Below are 15,671 nucleotides of genomic sequence, written 5' to 3'. Positions count from 1 at the left end.
GGGCGGGCGCGGGCGGTCGAACGGCCCCGGGCTCACTCCGGGTGGACGCCTCCGAAGGCCCCGGGGTGGATCTGCTCCCGGGTCGCGGTGTACTGCTGACGCACCGCACCGCCCACCGCCAGCTCGTCGCCCGGCTCCAGCACCTGGGCCGCCGCACCCTGCCAGGCCGGGGGAGTGCGCGGGTCGAGCGAGCCCTGCGAGACCCCGAGCGCCCACGCCGCCTGCCGGGCCGCGCCGATCGCCGCGTACTGGGCGGGCTGCGGCACCACGACCTGGGTGCCGAACACCGCTGGAGCCAGCGCCTGTACGGCGGGCAGCTCGGCGGCGGCCCCCAGCAGGAACACCCGCCGCACCTCCACCCCCCGCCCGCGCAGGACGTCCAGCGCGTCGGCGAGCGAGCACAGCATGCCCTCGAACGAGGCCCGCGCCAGGTGCTCGGGCTTCATCGACTCGCGCCGCAGCCCGCAGAGCGTGCCGGCGGCGTGCGGGAGCTGCGGGGTGCGCTCACCCTCCAGGTACGGAAGCAGGACGAGGCCCGAGGCGCCGGGCGTCGACTTGAGCGCCAGCGCGGACAGCTCCTCCAGCCCCTCCACGCCCAGCATCTCGGCGGTCCCGCGCAGCGCGCGTACGGCGTTGGAGAGGTGGACGACCGGCAGGTGCATCCCGGTGGCGTCGGCGAACGAGGTGATCATCCCGCTCGGCTCGGCGAGCGCCTCGTGGTGCACGGCCATCACGGAACCGGAGGCCCCCAACGACACCACCGCGTCGCCCACCGAGACCCCGAGCCCGAAGGCGGCGGCCATGGTCTCGCCGGTGCCCGCGGAGATCAGCAGCCCCTCCGGCGTCATCCCGGCGGAATCGGCGGGCCCGAGGACCTCGGGCAGCGCGGCGGAGTGCCCGAGGGCGAGCTCCACCAGGTCGGGCCGGTAGGAGGCGGACCCGGCCGACCAGTACCCGGTGCCCGAGGCCGCGCCCCGGTCCGTGGTCCGCCGGGCGGGCCGGCCCAGCAACTGCCACACGAGCCAGTCGTGCGGCTGGAGCACGGACGCCACCCGCTGGGCGTTCTCCGGCTCGCTCCGCGTCAGCCACCGCAGCTTCGCGACCGGCTGCGCGGCGCTCGGCACGGCCCCGACGGCCTCCGCCCACGCCTGCCGCCCGCCGAGCGCGTCGATCAGGTCGGCGGCGGCGACCTGCGCGCGCCGGTCGTTGCCGAGCAGGGCCGGGCGTACGAGATTGCCCTGCCGGTCCAGGGCGACGAGACCGTGCTGCTGCGCGGAGACCCCGATGGCCTGCACGCCTTCGAGCAGGCCGCCGGAGGCCGCCTCGCCGAGCGAGAGCAGCCACGCCTGCGGATCGACCTCGGCGGCCTTGGCCTCGACCGGATGGGCGGCGTACCCCTCGCGGAGCACGGCGCCCGACTCCGTGTCGCAGACGACGATGTGAGTGAATGCGGACGAACTGTCCAGCCCCGCGACTATGCCCATACGGTGATTCTGCCGCACCGGGGGACGTTCCCGTAACTCGCCTCGCACCCCCCGGAGCCGCCGGGCGCGGGCCCCGCGGGGCCGCTAGGTGTTCGTCGTCCCCCAGTCGTCCTCCAGCCCGTTCCGGCTGCTGCGCTCCCGCAGGGAGCGGACCCGCTCCGCGACGGAGGCGGGCACCCGGTCCCCGACCTTGTCGCCGACCGATTGGTACGCCTTGCCCGCGAAGTCCCGCCCGCTGTGCGCGGCGGTCTCGGCGGCGTTGCGGACGGCGGGGTTCTCCGCCAACCGCCGGGCCGACTTCTTCAGCTGCTCGTAACGCTCGCGCCCGGCTCGCGTGCCGAGCACGTAACCGAGGGCCACTCCGGCGATGAACGTGAGCCGGTACCGCATGGCTGCCACCCTTCCTACGCTTGGTGCGACGTGTGCAGCCCGCCTACCCGCAGGCACCCGAGATCACCCCGGGCGATACCGATTGGCGGAGCACCCCCCTGCTTGCGCTAATGTATGTGTCGCAGCGAACGCGCGCCGCCCGGCAGCCGCCAGGCAGGTACGATTTCGAGGCAACGCAGCAATCCCCTGTAGCTCAATTGGCAGAGCAGCCGGCTGTTAACCGGCAGGTTACTGGTTCGAGTCCAGTCGGGGGAGCGCGATCCCCTGTAGCTCAATTGGCAGAGCATTCGGCTGTTAACCGGAGGGTTACTGGTTCGAGTCCAGTCGGGGGAGCGGAACGGGAGAGGACCCTTCGGGGTCCTCTTTCGCGTCTGGCCGGGAGACTCCTCCAGGCCCGGTCGGAACGGCCCCGCGATCACCCTTTGGGGTCTCCTTCGCCCCGACCGCAACCGGGCAGCACGCAGCGCCGTCCTCAAGATCAGGCGAAGTCGACCATCCGAAGCAAGAGATCGTATGACCGGCTATGCTGCGGCAGACGGGGCGCACACGTGTACGCGCCACGCCGAGACGGGGCGGTAGCTCAGCCGGTTAGAGCAGCGGACTCATAATCCGTCGGCCGTGGGTTCGAGTCCCACCCGCCCCACCGAGCGTCCCCAGGCAGAATCGTTCTGACCTGGGGAAACGTGCATTCTGCGGCGGTTTTCCGTGCGGTACTAGCCGCGCGCCGTGCGGTACTGACCTGCTGCTGCAGCGTGTAAGCGCACTTCAGATGCGTCTGACCTGGCCTTTTACGGCGACCACCGGGGAGAGCGTCGTGGTGCGGCCCCACGGCCGATGACGGAAACCCGCACTCCGCCGACCTCACCGCACCGAAGGTTCTGAACTCGACCCGGCGCCCGGTCGGCGGGGTGGACGCGCTGCGGGTGCGGTCAAGGCAGCCGTAGTTGTCGAGATGACTTCGGGACGTGCTCCCGCGTGGTCATAGCTCGGGTATCTGAGTCGGGTCGGGGCTGACGCGTTCGCCTCTTTCATCGAAGATGAGCAGGTTGCGTACGTCGACGAGGAGGGGGATGTGTTGGCCCCTCCGATGACGTGCGCCCGGTTCAGCGCGTATGACGAGTTCTCCGATGCCTTTGCGGGCAGGGGACTGCGGCGGAGGCTGTAGGTCGCCAGGGAGTGTGGGGTGGCGGTCGAAGAGTCTGGTGCGGCGGCGGAACTGCCGCAGGTGGTCGGCGGCGCCTCTGCGGGCAGGGTTGTGAGTTGCGTGGTCGGGGAGTCGGGCCGGTACGTCGGCTCGTTGTCCGCCGAGTGATAGGTGGAGCAGCGCTTCGTGACCTTGGAACTCGGTGTGCTCGACAACTCCGGTCATGGCTCGCTCGAAGGCCGTGGCGTGGGCCTTGTCGGCGATACGGATGGCTTCGGGGCGCAGGCCGATGAGGAGCGGCTGTCCCTGGACGACGCGGAGCATCTGGTGGTCATGGGTGAGGGGGTACGACAGGGTGATTTTCTGGGCCCCGAGGTCGAGTGCCATGACGCCGTCGACGGGGGCGTACACGGTGCCGCGCAGCAGGTTGATCCTCGGGGTGCCGACGAAGGCGGCGACGAAGGCGTTGGCGGGCAGCGCGTAGAGGGTGCGGGGGGTGTCGATCTGCTGGAGGGCCCCGTCACGCATGACTGCCACCCGGTCGCCGAGTGCCATGGCTTCGGCCTGGTCGTGGGTGACGTAGATGGTCGTGGCCCCGGTGCTGCGGGTGACCGCGAGCATTTCGGTGCGCAGGCGGGTGCGCAGTCGGGTGTCGAGGCTGGAGAGCGGCTCGTCCATCAGGAAGACCGAGGGGCGGCGGACCACGGCGCGGCCCATGGCGACGCGCTGGCGCTCTCCGCCGGAGAGCCGGCCGGGGATCTGGTCCAGGAGGTGGTCGATGCCCAGCATCCGGGCGACGGACTGCACGCGGGCACTCACCTGGTCGTGGTCCTGCTTCTGGACCGCGAGGGGGAATCCGATGTTCTGCGCGGTGGTCATATTGGGGTAGAGCGCGAAGCTCTGGAAGATCATCGCGATGTCGCGTTCGCTGGGCTGGAGGTCGTTGGCGATCTCTCCGTCGAGGTGCAGCTGGCCCCCGCTGATCGTTTCCAGGCCGGCGATCATGCGCAGCAGGGTGGACTTGCCGCATCCGGAGGGGCCGAGAAGGACGAGGAACTCGCCGTCCTCGACGGACAGAGAGACCTGGCGCACGGCCCTCTGCCCGTTGGGGTAGGTCTTGGCGAGGTCGCGAAGGGTGATGGTGCTGCCCACGGGTGCTCCTGGTACGAGTCGCGCTTGGCGGGAAGTAAGTCGGGCCGGTCAGGGGGTGAGTTCGTCGGCGGCGATGTGGAGGCAGGCGGCGACCAGGACGATGTTCTTGATGACGTACTGGCCTTCGAGGGTGGGAACAGCCGCGGCGTGCCAGGCGGCGTCCGGCAGCACGAGCAGGGAGAGGAAGACTCCGGCCATGTGAAGGAAGAGCACTGCCAGGGCCCCGCGGAGCAGGAAGCCGGTCAGGAGCGCGAGTCCGATGCCCGTCTCCAGGACCGCGAGCAGGAGCAGGCAGACCGGGGCGGGCATGAGCCCCAGGGTCATCTCGGTCATGGCCCTGATGGCGAAGCCCTCGGCCGCGCTCGCTCCGGGGAAGAACTTCAGAACGCCGAACCAGCAGAAGATCAGGCCGATGCAGACGCGCAGAACGGTGGGGCTGATCCGCTTGTAGCGGTGTGCGCGGGGTGCGAGACGGCTTCGCAGGGACTGCTGCGGGCTCGGCCGCGGGGCGGGTGCCCGGTCGGTGGGGGCAGGGATTTCGGCGGGGTGGCGGCGGTGGGAAGTGCTGGTCATCGTCGATCCTCCGCTGGAGACGATCACGGGTACAGACTGCTGGGCACCTGACGAGGGCGGTCGTTCGCCGATCCGGGCCCTGTGGGTTCGGAAGGGGAAGGGCCCCGGGGGAGGCAGTGCCTTCCCCGGGGCCCCGGTCAGCTGGCTGTCAGCTGAAGTTGACGTCGCTGCACAGGAAGTACTTCTGGTCCATGTGCGATGCCTTCCAGACGGTCACCACAACGTGGCGTCCGCTGTAGCCGGAGGTGCTGACGTCCGTGACGTAGTGCGGCTGGTAGGGGTACCTGCCGGTCTTCTTCACCAGTTCGAGGTCGTCCCACCCGATCAGCTGGTACTCCGGGTTGAAGCCCTGCTTGGTGACGTAGACCTCGAGCCAGTCCGCGCCGTGTCGGGCCTCGTCGTAGATGTCGACGGTGAAGTCGGAGCCGATGTTGGTCATCTTCCACGGGCCCGGGCGGTCGAGGGGCCGGTAGTTCGTCTCGCCCTGGCCGCCGGCGCTGCAGATCTCACCGTTGGCGATGACCTGCTTGTAGTTGTCGCCGGTGTTGTTGGCGTAGACGGCCTTCCACGCGCCGATGGCGTTCGCGTTCTCGTGGTAGGTCCGGTAGCACATGGGGTCCTGGGACTCGCTGGGCTCGGTGTAGCCCCAGCGCTGCAGGCAGCCGTAGTTGCGGGTCTCGGGAGTGATGACGGTGCCGTGTGCGGAGGCCGCCGGCGCCTGGATGACGCCGAGGAGGGCGGTGGCCAGTACGGCGGAGCTCAGCGCGACGACGCGCGACAGCGTTGCGGGTATGCGGTGCATGGTGCTTCCTCCGTGTGTGTGGAGATCACAGGCCGATTCCGGCCAGTGATTTAGGTGCACATGACAGCCTGGGGTGCGTTCAGGCGTTGCTCGGGTGGGTGCTCGTGCTCACCTCCTCTCGTCGGCGCGCGGGCCGGTTCAGCAGAGTGGTCAGGGACCACTGGCCGGGACCGAGGGCGGCGATGAGCAGGAAGGCCCAGCAGAACAGCGCGGCGCTCTCCCCGCCGTTCTGTAGCGGGAACAGTCCGTCGCCCTGGTGGTGGACGAAGTAGGCATAGGCCATGGACCCGGAGCACAGCAGAGCTGCCGGGCGGGTGCCGAGCCCGATCAGCACGAGCGCTCCGCCGGCCAGCTGGATTACGGCAGCCCACCAGCTGGGCCACTGCCCGGCGCTGGGCACCTCGCCGTGCGGGCCGCCCAGGACGTCGAAGAGAGTGGCGGCTCCGTGGCAGGCGAAGAGCAGGCCGGTCACGATGCGAAAGAGGCTCAGGACGGGCTGTTCGAACCTTGCTGATGGCATGGGGAGCATGCCTTTCTGGGGGTGGCGGGGGAGGGCGGTGCTGCTGGGTCCGGTGGCCGGTGGCCGCTGCGGTGGCGGCCACCGGCGACCGGTGTGGCTAGGCGGTGAGGTTGAACTTCTGGCTGGCCCAGGTGCTGCAGTCCCACAGGTGGAGGCGGGCTCCGTCGGCCGTGCTCTGGCCCTCGACGTCGAGGCAGCGGCCGGACGTGAGGTGCTTCAGCGTGCCGTTGGCCTGGAAGGCCCACTTCTGGCTGTCCCAGCCGCCGCAGTCCCACAGGTGTGCCTTGGTGCCGTTGGCGGTGGCGCCGCCGTCGACGTCCAGGCACTTGCCGCCGGACTTGAGCTGCTGGCCGTCCAGCGTCCAGGTCATCGAGGCGGTGTTCGCGCAGGACCACTGCTGGATCGCGGTGCCGTTGGCCGTGCCGGCTCCGGCGCGGTCGACGCACTTGGCGTTGCCGCCGTTGACGATCTGACCGGAACCCGTACCCGGGTCAGGGTCGGGACCCGGGTCGGGATTGCCGCCGCCGGGGCCCCAGGCGTTCCAGTTGTCCCAGTTCTCGGCGTCGAAGCCGATGCGGCCGGGTTGTTCCGCGCCCCAGTTGGTGCCGGACTTGTTGATGACGGTGCCGCCGACGGTGTAGTTCTCGAGCTTGAGGCCCTTGCTCTGGGTCGTCTCGTTCCCCAGGGCGACCTTCTGGCCGGCGGCGTTGGAGTGGCGCTTGAGCAGGCTGACCTGGCTACTCGGGTCGAGGCCGTTCCAGCTGTCGATCTTGAGGTTCTTGACGTGGATGTTCTCGGTGCTGGAGAGGGCGAAGACACGGATCGCGCAGTTGGTCTGGCCTTCGACGGTGATGTTCTCGAAGGTCATGTTCTTGACCCAGGTGTTGGGGTCGCCCTTGGTGGTGGACCCCATGTCCTCCCAGTGGGAGGAGGAGTTGAGGATGCAGGTGTTGTACTTGACGTCCTTCCAGTACATCCGGTTGTGGATGACATGGGTGTTGGTCACCCGGACGTTGTCGATGTTGCGGGGGGTCCAGCCCCACTGGATGACGGGGCCGTTCTCGTTCTTCCAGATGACGGTGTTATCGATGCTGACGTCACTGTGGTACATCTTCAGCACGTCGTCGTTGGCGTTGAAGAACGTGTTCTTCATGGTGCTGCCGCGGTAGAGCTCGATGCCGTCGGTCTGCCAGTACCAGGAGCCGACCTGCTTGTAGTTGTCGACGCGCATCCGGAAGGTCTGCTCGTTGCCGTAGACGACGAACGAGTGGTAGGGCGGTTCGTTGATGGTCACGCCCTGCAGGTCGAGGTACTGCTGGGCGTCGGCGGACTGGAACTGGAGCATCTTCACGCAGGAGTCGTGGCAGTTCGACGCCCCGTTGAGGTGGTCGTAGTTGTTCTTGGTGTCCGCCTCGTAGACGTACTGCTCACCGGAGAGCACCCCGTACCCGGTGACCTTGTACAGGCTCTGGTTGTCGTGGAAGAAGCGGAAGGCTCCCTTCACGTAGGCGCCGGGGGCGAGGTAGACCCACTTGACGTTCGGCGGGAGCACCGCGTGGTACTTCGAGCCCATGGTGTAGGTGCCGGGGCGGAAGTAGATGATTTCCTTGTCGATGGTGTTCAGGTTGGTGACCTGGCCGGGCTCGGGGTAGTGGATGCTTCCCGACGCGGCGGTGGGGATCAGCCGGTCCTTCTCCGCGCCGGTCGGCGTCGGCTCGGCGAAGATCATCATCGAGTTGCGTGGTTCGGTGTGGATGGCCCGGTTGTTGCCGCCGCCGCTGGTGGTCAGCTTGCCGGCGTCGTTGGCCGGCCCGGACATGTCGTTGTAGGCCGTGTAGAGCTGCGGGTCGAACTCGACCGAGAACCGGTAGCCCTTGTTGCTGTAGGGCACCTTGATCCGGATGGTCTTGCTGTTGACGAGCTCCTTGTCGAAGTTCAGGCTGCTCGGCTTGAGCTTGACCTGGTCGGCCGAGGAGATGCTCTGGTCGGTGCGCAGCGACACGTCGACCCAGGTGTCGGCCGTGTACTGGAAGGAGGACCAGCTCATGGTGAGGTTCGCCGAGGCGGAGAACTCCGCGCCGTCCTCCTTGGTGTAGCCGATCTTCCCCTTGCCGCTGCGGGGGATGCTCATGTAGGCGAACGAGTCGTACTTCGTGGTCGGCGCCGCTGCCGTGGCGACCTTCACGTCGTAGAAGGAGGACCGTCGAATCTTGTCGCCGCCCACCGGGCTGCTGGTGTTGAACTCGTGGTTGTCGTGCCACCAGGTCTGCAGCTGCTCGTTGTTGGCGGTGTCGCCCGCCGCTCCCGCTGCCGGTGCCGCGAGCACGGCGGCTGCGGGGACGAGCTGTCCTGCCGGAGCGGGGGCGGCTGAGGCCAGGGTGCTGGCGGGTACGACGGCTCCGGCGAGCGCCAGGGCCAGGCCGGCGGCGATGGCGGCCAGCGGGTTGAGCCGTCGCAGTCTTCCTGCGGGCATGGTGATGTCCTCTCCTTGGTGAATCGGGGCACGGCCCCAGGGCGCCCGCCCGGGGGCGGGCACGGACACCGCTAGGACAGCTGGGACAGCTGTGTGGCGGAGTCATAGGTGCATGCGGTCGCCCGTTTCCGGGGGCTTGACCGGGGTGCGGAGTGCGGCACTCGTCGTGTCCGGCGGTGCATCTCTCTTCGGGGGAGCCGGCTGAGGGAGTCACGCGGGGATCATTCGCAGGGCCAGGAGCACAGGACACCGGTCCTGCGAGCGGAACGAACCGGTCCTGCCCGCCCCGAAGGGTGAGGGGGCCGCAGGTGTGACGGCGGCCTGTGGCCCAACAGGCCCTGGCTCCGCCCCGGTTGCCGGTTAACTTCCCGTCATTTCTTCCCTGTGTCAATGAAATGAACACGATTCTTCGAACTGCGGGACCGGCGCGTGTCTAACAAGAAGCGCAAAAGGCGCAAGTCGACCACATGTGTTCGGCAGGAGTGCGCTATCACGGTTGCGTAACGCGATGTTTTCTTCCTTGACGCACTTAAAGGCTGCGGGACACACTCCCGTCATGAGCAGCGACGCCGACGCGTGCAGGTCGACGGCGTCCCAGCCGCAGGAGGCGCGATGACGATCTCTGCAACGCTTGGCAGCTCCGGCCCCGCGCATAAGGGAAGCCCTCGCCGCCCGCATCGGGTTCGATGGCGCTGAACCCGATGCAACGGCCCTGACAGACCACTACCTGGAGGCACCGCGTGATGAGCCCGTCCAAGATCCGGTTCTCGGAGCTTGTCAGTGAGCAGACCCGGGCGGAGATCTTCGCGACCGTGCTCACCGCAGGACCCATCTCGCGCACTCAGCTCGCCCAGCGCCTGGGTCTGGTGCCCTCCTCCGTCACCCGCATGCTGCCGCCGCTGCTCGAGCACGACTACCTGCGCGAGAGCGACCCGGTTGCGCAGGGACGGGGCAGGCCGCAGAAGATGCTGCACGTCAATCCCGACAAGCACGTCGTCGTCGGCATGAAGATCGGTCCCGGACGGGTCTTTGGCGTCGTCACCGACATGGCGGCCAACGTCCTGGCCCGGGACGAGGAGCCCCTGGCCGACTGCACCCCCCGGACCGCCCTTTCCGCCGCGGCCTCCCTGACCGGCAGGCTCCTCGAAGAGGCGCCCCAAGCGGCGGACAGGGTGCTCGGCCTCGGCGTCGGTGTCAGCGGCCACGTCGACTCGGCAGCCGGGATCTGCCGCTACTCCGCCCTGCTCGACTGGAACAAGGTGGACGTGGCCGGGCCCCTGCGGGAGGCGACCGGGCTGTCGGTGGTCGTCAACAACGACGTCAACACCCTGGTCGTCGCCGAACGCTGGTTCGGTGAAGGCCGCGACCTCGACTCCTTCGCCGTGGTCACCGTCGGCCCCGGCATCGGCTGCGGCCTGCTCCTGGACGGCGCCCTGTTCTCCGGCGCCACCGGACTGGCGGGCGAACTCGGCCACCTGCCCCTGGACCCCTCCGGCCCCATGTGCAGCTGCGGCCGGCGAGGGTGCCTGGAGGCCCTGGCGGGCGACCGCGCCATCCTGCGCCACCTCGCAGACGGCGGGTTCCCCTGCGGCACGATCACCGAAGCCATCGACCTCGCGCGAGGCGAAGCCGGGGCGGCCCGCACCGTGGCCCGTTCCGCCTTCGCTGAAGCCGGCACCGCCCTCGGCAGAGGCGTGGCCGGCATGTGCAACCTGCTCAACCTGCAGAAAGTCATCATCGCCGGCGAAGGCGCCGTCGCCTACGACCTGTTCGGCCCGCACATGAACGAGGCGATGGAAGCCCAGGCGTTCTCCACGGCGGCCACCGACTGCGACATCCACGTCGACCCCGCCCGCCACGACCTCTGGGCCCGGGGCGCCGCCTGCCTCGTCATCCGCGACACCGTGGGCGCGGCCATTTCCTGACCCACAGCGCCCGTCGGTGCTGCGGCAACCCGCATCCAGAATAGTAACTAAAAGTAATCATGCAGACACGATGAGGTTTGACGTGCCCGAAATCGAAGCCAATCCCGCCGACGCCTGGTGGAGCGAAGCGGTGGTCTACCAGATCTACCCCCGCAGCTTCGCCGACTCGAACGCGGACGGCATCGGCGACCTGCAAGGCATCATCGAACGGCTGGACTACCTGGCCCAGCTCGGCGTCGACGTCCTGTGGCTGTCCCCTGTCTATCCGTCCCCGCACGACGACAACGGGTACGACATCAGCGACTACCAGGACATCGACCCGCTCTTCGGAACCCTCGCCGACTTCGACCGGCTCCTGGCCGCCGTCCACGAGCGCGGCATGAAGCTCGTCATGGACCTGGTGGTCAACCACACCTCCGACGAGCACCCCTGGTTCACCGCCTCCCGCGACGAAGGCCCCCAGGGCAACAAACGGGACTGGTACATCTGGCGCCCCGCCCGCGAAGGCATGGAACCGGGCACACCGGGCGCGGAACCCAACAACTGGGGCTCCTTCTTCTCCGGACCCACCTGGACCTACGACGAGAAGAGCGGCGAGTACTACCTGCACCTGTTCTCCCGCAAGCAGCCCGACCTCAACTGGGAGAACCCCGACCTGCGCCAGGCGGTCTACGCCATGATGCGCTGGTGGCTTGACCGGGGCGTCGACGGCTTCCGCATGGACGTCATCAACCTCATCTCCAAGACCCCCGGCCTTCCCGACGGCATCGTCCACGAGGGCGCCCTCCACGGGGACGGCAGCCCCCACTACATCTGCGGCCCCCGCATCCACGAGTACCTGGCGGAGATGCACCGCGAGGTCTTCGAAGGCCACCCGCGCCGCCTGCTCACCGTCGGCGAAATGCCCGGGGTCACCGTCGAGGACGCCAAGCTCTTCACCGACCCCTCCCGCCGCGAGCTCGACATGGTGTTCCAGTTCGAGCACGTCGGCCTCGACCAGGGCCCCGGCGGGAAGTTCGATGTCCGCCCGCTCAAGCTGACCGACCTCAAAGCCAGCCTCGGCCGCTGGCAGACCGGCCTCGGCGAGACCGGCTGGAACAGTCTGTACTGGAACAACCACGACCAGCCCCGTGCCGTCTCCCGCTTCGGCGACGACAGCCCCGCCCACCGCGACCGCTCCGCGAAACTTCTCGCCACCGTGCTCCACCTGCACCGCGGCACGCCTTACGTGTACCAGGGCGAAGAGCTGGCCATGGCCAACACCCGCTTCACCTCCATCGATGACTTCCGCGACATCGAATCCCTCAACTACCACCGCGAGCAGACCGCCCACGGTGTCGACGAGGAACAGGTCCTGGCCGGGCTCCGTCACCGCAGCCGGGACAACGCCCGCACCCCCATGCAGTGGGACACCTCCCAGCACGCCGGCTTCACCGCCGGAACCCCGTGGATCGCGGTGAACCCCGACCACACCCATACCAACGCCAAGGCCCAGCTCGCCGACCCCGACTCCGTCTTCCACTACTACCGCCGCCTGATCGCCCTGCGGCACACCGAGCCCGCCCTCACCCACGGCGACTTCCACATGCTCCATCCCGACCACGAACAGCTCTACGCCTTCACCCGTCATGACGCGGCCTCCGGCACCGAACTGCTCGTCCTCGCGAACTTCGGACCGGGCGACCTCACTGTCGACCTGCCCGACGGCTGGGAACACAGCGAGACGCTGATCGCCAACGTTCCCGCCACCACCCACCTCAGCGCCTCGCACACCCTGCTGCCCTGGGAAGCCCGCGTCCACCGCCGCAACGCCTGACCGCCCCCACGGCCCCTCCGGCACCGTCTCCCCCCGCACCGCCCCGATCCGCGCACACCCAAGGAATCCTCATGACGACCATGCGCTTCCGTGCCACACGACACACCACACGCCGAGCCCTGCTCGCGATGTCCGCCCTGGCACTCGTCGCACCGCTCGCCGCGTGCGGCGGCGGCTCCGACACGGCAGAGGGAGACGGCAAGACACTGCGCCTGTGGCACTACGAGCAGGAGGATGGCGCCCTCAGCAATGCCTGGGACGCGGCCATAGCCGAGTTCAAGAAGACCCACCCCGACGTGAAGGTCGTCTTCGAACGCAAGACGTTCGAGCAGATCCAGCAGAACGCGGGCATGATCCTCAACTCCGACAAGGCGCCCGACGTCATGGAGTACAACAAGGGCAACGCCACTACCGGCCTGCTCGCCAAGCAGGGGTTGCTCACCGATCTGACCGCCACCGCGAAGGAGCGCGGCTGGGACAAGAAGATCAGCGAGAGCGCCTCCGTCACCGCCCGATACGACGCCAACGGCGAAATGGGCGGCGACAAGTGGTACGGCGTCCCCAACTACGGCGAGTTCGTCCTGGGGTACTACAACGACGACCTCTTCAAGAAGCACAACATCACCAAGCCCACCGACCTCCAGAGCTTCGAGGCGGCCCTGGCCGACTTCAAGGCCGCGGGGATCACCCCGCTCGCCAACGCCGGCAACGACCACCCCGCCGGCCACTGGCTCTACCTCCTGGCCCTGGCCGAGGCGAATGACGCATGGGTCGACAACTACCAGCTCTACAAGGGCAAGGTCGACTTCCACGGCCCGGAGTGGACCTACGCGGTCGAGACCTACAAGGACTGGCTCGACAAGGGCTACTTCGAGAAGAAGGACGTCGGCCTCAAGGGCAGCGACATGACCGAACAGTTCGTCTCCCAGAAGCGTCCGATCATGGTCGGCGGCAACTGGTGGTTCGGCGGCCTGACCACGGACATCACCGGCTTCTCCTGGTCCACCGCTCCCTACCCCGGCAGCAAGAAGACCCTCGGCTCCGGCGGCAACCACTGGGTCGTGCCCACCAAGGCGAAGAACAAGGAACTCGCCGAGGACTTCATCGACATCACCATGTCGGACAAGATCCAAAAGATCCTCGGCGAAGAGGGCAACGTCCCGCTCGCCGCGAAGCCGGACTCCATCGAGAACCCCAAGTCCCGCGAGCTCATCACCGCCTTCAACACCTACCAGGACGGCAACGGGCTCGCCTTCTACCCCGACTGGCCGGCACCCGGCTACTACGACACCTGGATGGGCGCAACCCAGAACCTCATGAACGGTGGCAGGCCCCACGCCGTCCTCGACGAGCTCAAGGCCCCCTACGAGAAGTACACCGCCTCGCGGCGCTGAGGCTGACCCGCCCGAACCCGCGCGTTAGCCCTTCTTCCCGGGGACGGCGGCCCGCCCGCACCGGTCCGCCGTCCCGCCCCTCTTGGAGCAACAGTGAAAACCACACGTCGCCCGCGGCCCACGGGGTACGCCGTCTTCCTGGCCCCCGGCCTGCTGCTGAGCCTGCTCTTCCTCGTCGTCCCGCTGGTGATGACCTTCTACTACAGCCTCACCCAGTGGCAGGGCGTCGGAGAACCCACCTGGATCGGCTTCGACAACTACACCCGCCTCTTCAGCGACGCCGACTTCTGGGCCTCGTTCCGCAACATCGCCTTCGTCATTATCGGCATCGCCGTCGTCCCCACCCTGCTCGGGCTGTTCCTCGCCGCCCTGCTCTTCGACTACATCGGCAAGAAGCACGGAGACGGGTTCGTCAGCCTCTTCCGCTCCGGCCTCTACCTGCCCCAGGTCATCCCGGTCGCCGTCACCGGGCTGATGTGGGGCTGGATCCTCGCCCCCGAAGGCGCCGTCAACAGCGTCCTCGAAAAGATCGGCCTCACCTCCCTGGCCCAGAACTGGCTCGGAGACCCCGACCTCGCCCTGTGGATGGTCCTCGCCGTCCTCGTCTGGATGCAGCTCGGCTACCCCCTCGTCCTGTTCCTCTCCGGACTCCAGCGCATCGACCCCGAACTGTACGAAGCCGCCTCCCTCGACGGAGCCACCTGGTGGCAGCGCTTCACCCGCATCACCGTGCCCGTCCTGCGGCCCGAGGTCTACGTCGTACTCGTCACCACCACCATCGCCGGCCTGAAGGTCTTCGCCCAGATCTTCGTCCTCACCGGCGGCGGACCCGGCAACTCGACCCTCGTCCCCGCGTACTTCGCCTACCAGAACTTCTTCGAGCGCGCCGACGTCGGATACGGCTCCGCCATCTCCAGCACGATCACCCTGCTCGTGCTGATCATCGCCGGAACGATGCTCACCCGCCAGGCCCGCGAGGACGGATGACCATGACCACGCACACCACTCTTACGGCACCCCCCGGCCACCGGCGCAAGCCGGTCAAGGTCAGAGCGGGCAAGGCCAAAGCCACCGGCAAGCGCCGCACCCCCGGCTCCTACGCCGTCCTGGCCGCCGTCGCCGTATTCGTCCTCGCGTTCCTCGCACCCTTCATCGTCATCCTGCTCAACTCGTTCAAAACCAGCGCGGACTTCCGCACCAACGGATCGCTCTCCCTACCCGCCCAGTGGAACTGGAGCATCATCGCCGAAGTCTGGGAACGCGTCGGCTTCACCCAGAAACTCTTCAACAGCATCCAGATCAGCCTCGGCGTCGTCCTCATCGCCGTCCTGCTCGCCCTCTTCAACGCCTACGCCATCGGCATCGGCCGCATCCGCTGGCGCACCCCCTTCCTCATCTTCTTCCTCGGCGTCAACGTCCTCCCGCAGGAGGGCCTCGTCTACCCCATCTACTACCTCTTCAAGGAGATGGGCCTCTACGACGGGAAACTCGGGTACACCATCCTCGTCGGCATCACCTACAGCGCCTTCGGCACCTACCTCCTCTCCTCCGTCTTCGCCGGCTTCCCCCGTGAACTGATCGAAGCCGCCTCCATGGACGGAGCCGGCCGCTGGACCATCCTGTGGCGCATCGTCCTGCCCATGAGCTGGCCCACCCTGTCGGTGATGTGCGTCTTCTTCTTCGTCTGGAGCTGGAACGAGTTCCTCTACCCCCTCGTCCTGCTCATCTCCAACGACAACCAGACCGTCCCCCTCGGCCTGTCCGTGATGCAGGGCCAATACACCAGCGACCCCACCGCCATGAGCGCCGCAGCCCTCCTCGGCATCGTCCCCATGGTCATCTTCTTCCTCATCTTCCAACGCTCCCTCACCCGTGGCATGACCGCCGGAGCGGTCAAATAGCCCACCCGCAACACCCAAAGCCACCCCGGATCCGGCACGCACCGCCCCGCCGCCGGATCCGGGGTCATCCTCGCTCAGGGCGTGTACGCGCTGGACA

The 15,671-nt window shown here is 68.1% G+C and carries 12 protein-coding genes and 3 tRNA genes; 8 read left to right on the top strand and 7 right to left on the bottom strand.

The genetic code is table 11. The features are described 5' to 3' along the window. Positions 1-32: 32 nt before the first annotated feature. Together ACH4K1_RS15555 and ACH4K1_RS15550 are read right to left on the bottom strand one after the other, a co-directional pair. On the bottom strand, positions 33-1,484 hold the full coding sequence (locus ACH4K1_RS15555) for an FGGY family carbohydrate kinase (RefSeq protein ID WP_398089791.1): 1,452 nt from the start codon (positions 1,482-1,484) through the stop codon (positions 33-35). 84 nt (positions 1,485-1,568) lie between these two features. Next, positions 1,569-1,874 (bottom strand): YtxH domain-containing protein, encoded by a 306-nt coding sequence (locus tag ACH4K1_RS15550; protein ID WP_398090048.1) that lies wholly within the window; start codon positions 1,872-1,874, stop codon positions 1,569-1,571. Positions 1,875-2,056: 182 nt separating this feature from the next. Here ACH4K1_RS15550 and ACH4K1_RS15545 point away from each other — a divergent pair. The 3 genes from ACH4K1_RS15545 to ACH4K1_RS15535 all read left to right on the top strand — a co-directional run bounded on the left by ACH4K1_RS15545 (position 2,057) and on the right by ACH4K1_RS15535 (position 2,517). Beyond that, positions 2,057-2,129, top strand: a tRNA-Asn gene (locus ACH4K1_RS15545). Positions 2,130-2,134: 5 nt separating this feature from the next. After that, positions 2,135-2,207, top strand: a tRNA-Asn gene (locus tag ACH4K1_RS15540). Positions 2,208-2,443: 236 nt separating this feature from the next. Continuing rightward, positions 2,444-2,517: transfer RNA gene (locus tag ACH4K1_RS15535), tRNA-Ile, on the top strand. A 336-nt stretch (positions 2,518-2,853) separates the two neighbouring features. On the opposite strand, the gene ACH4K1_RS15530 is transcribed toward ACH4K1_RS15535, so the two are convergent. From ACH4K1_RS15530 to ACH4K1_RS15510, 5 genes are all read right to left on the bottom strand, one after another. After that, on the bottom strand, positions 2,854-4,170 hold the full coding sequence (locus ACH4K1_RS15530; RefSeq protein WP_398089789.1) for an ABC transporter ATP-binding protein: 1,317 nt from the start codon (positions 4,168-4,170) through the stop codon (positions 2,854-2,856). Positions 4,171-4,218: 48 nt separating this feature from the next. Continuing rightward, on the bottom strand, positions 4,219-4,743 hold the full coding sequence (locus tag ACH4K1_RS15525; RefSeq protein WP_398089787.1) for a DoxX family membrane protein: 525 nt from the start codon (positions 4,741-4,743) through the stop codon (positions 4,219-4,221). A 148-nt stretch (positions 4,744-4,891) separates the two neighbouring features. Further along, the gene (locus ACH4K1_RS15520; protein ID WP_398089785.1) at positions 4,892-5,545 is read right to left on the bottom strand and encodes a lytic polysaccharide monooxygenase; all 654 of its coding nucleotides are present in this window, start codon (positions 5,543-5,545) and stop codon (positions 4,892-4,894) included. A 79-nt stretch (positions 5,546-5,624) separates the two neighbouring features. Continuing rightward, positions 5,625-6,065 carry a DoxX family protein gene (locus ACH4K1_RS15515; protein WP_398089784.1) on the bottom strand — a complete coding sequence of 147 codons (441 nt, stop codon included), beginning with the start codon at positions 6,063-6,065 and terminating at the stop codon, positions 5,625-5,627. 97 nt (positions 6,066-6,162) lie between these two features. Next, positions 6,163-8,538 carry a family 49 glycosyl hydrolase gene (locus ACH4K1_RS15510; RefSeq protein ID WP_398089782.1) on the bottom strand — a complete coding sequence of 792 codons (2,376 nt, stop codon included), beginning with the start codon at positions 8,536-8,538 and terminating at the stop codon, positions 6,163-6,165. Positions 8,539-9,281: 743 nt separating this feature from the next. On the opposite strand from ACH4K1_RS15510, the gene ACH4K1_RS15505 reads away from it, so the two are divergent. The 5 genes from ACH4K1_RS15505 (at position 9,282) to ACH4K1_RS15485 (ending at position 15,574) form a co-directional block, all read left to right on the top strand. Continuing rightward, a complete protein-coding gene (locus tag ACH4K1_RS15505) occupies positions 9,282-10,463 on the top strand; it encodes an ROK family protein (RefSeq protein ID WP_398089780.1) in 1,182 nt (393 codons plus the stop codon). Positions 10,464-10,545: 82 nt separating this feature from the next. After that, on the top strand, positions 10,546-12,279 hold the full coding sequence (locus ACH4K1_RS15500) for an alpha-glucosidase (RefSeq protein WP_398089778.1): 1,734 nt from the start codon (positions 10,546-10,548) through the stop codon (positions 12,277-12,279). Between the two features lie 71 nt (positions 12,280-12,350). Further along, complete coding sequence (locus tag ACH4K1_RS15495; RefSeq protein WP_398089776.1) at positions 12,351-13,673, top strand: extracellular solute-binding protein; 1,323 nt, start codon at positions 12,351-12,353, stop codon at positions 13,671-13,673. 93 nt (positions 13,674-13,766) lie between these two features. Continuing rightward, the gene (locus ACH4K1_RS15490; protein ID WP_398089774.1) at positions 13,767-14,660 is read left to right on the top strand and encodes a carbohydrate ABC transporter permease; all 894 of its coding nucleotides are present in this window, start codon (positions 13,767-13,769) and stop codon (positions 14,658-14,660) included. Between the two features lie 2 nt (positions 14,661-14,662). Further along, a complete protein-coding gene (locus tag ACH4K1_RS15485; protein ID WP_398089772.1) occupies positions 14,663-15,574 on the top strand; it encodes a carbohydrate ABC transporter permease in 912 nt (303 codons plus the stop codon). Positions 15,575-15,671: the final 97 nt, after the last annotated feature.

This window comes from Streptomyces sp. NPDC017448, assembly GCF_044330565.1.
GTDB lineage: Bacteria > Actinomycetota > Actinomycetes > Streptomycetales > Streptomycetaceae > Streptomyces.
This window is presented reverse-complemented; position numbering and strand designations above follow the sequence as displayed.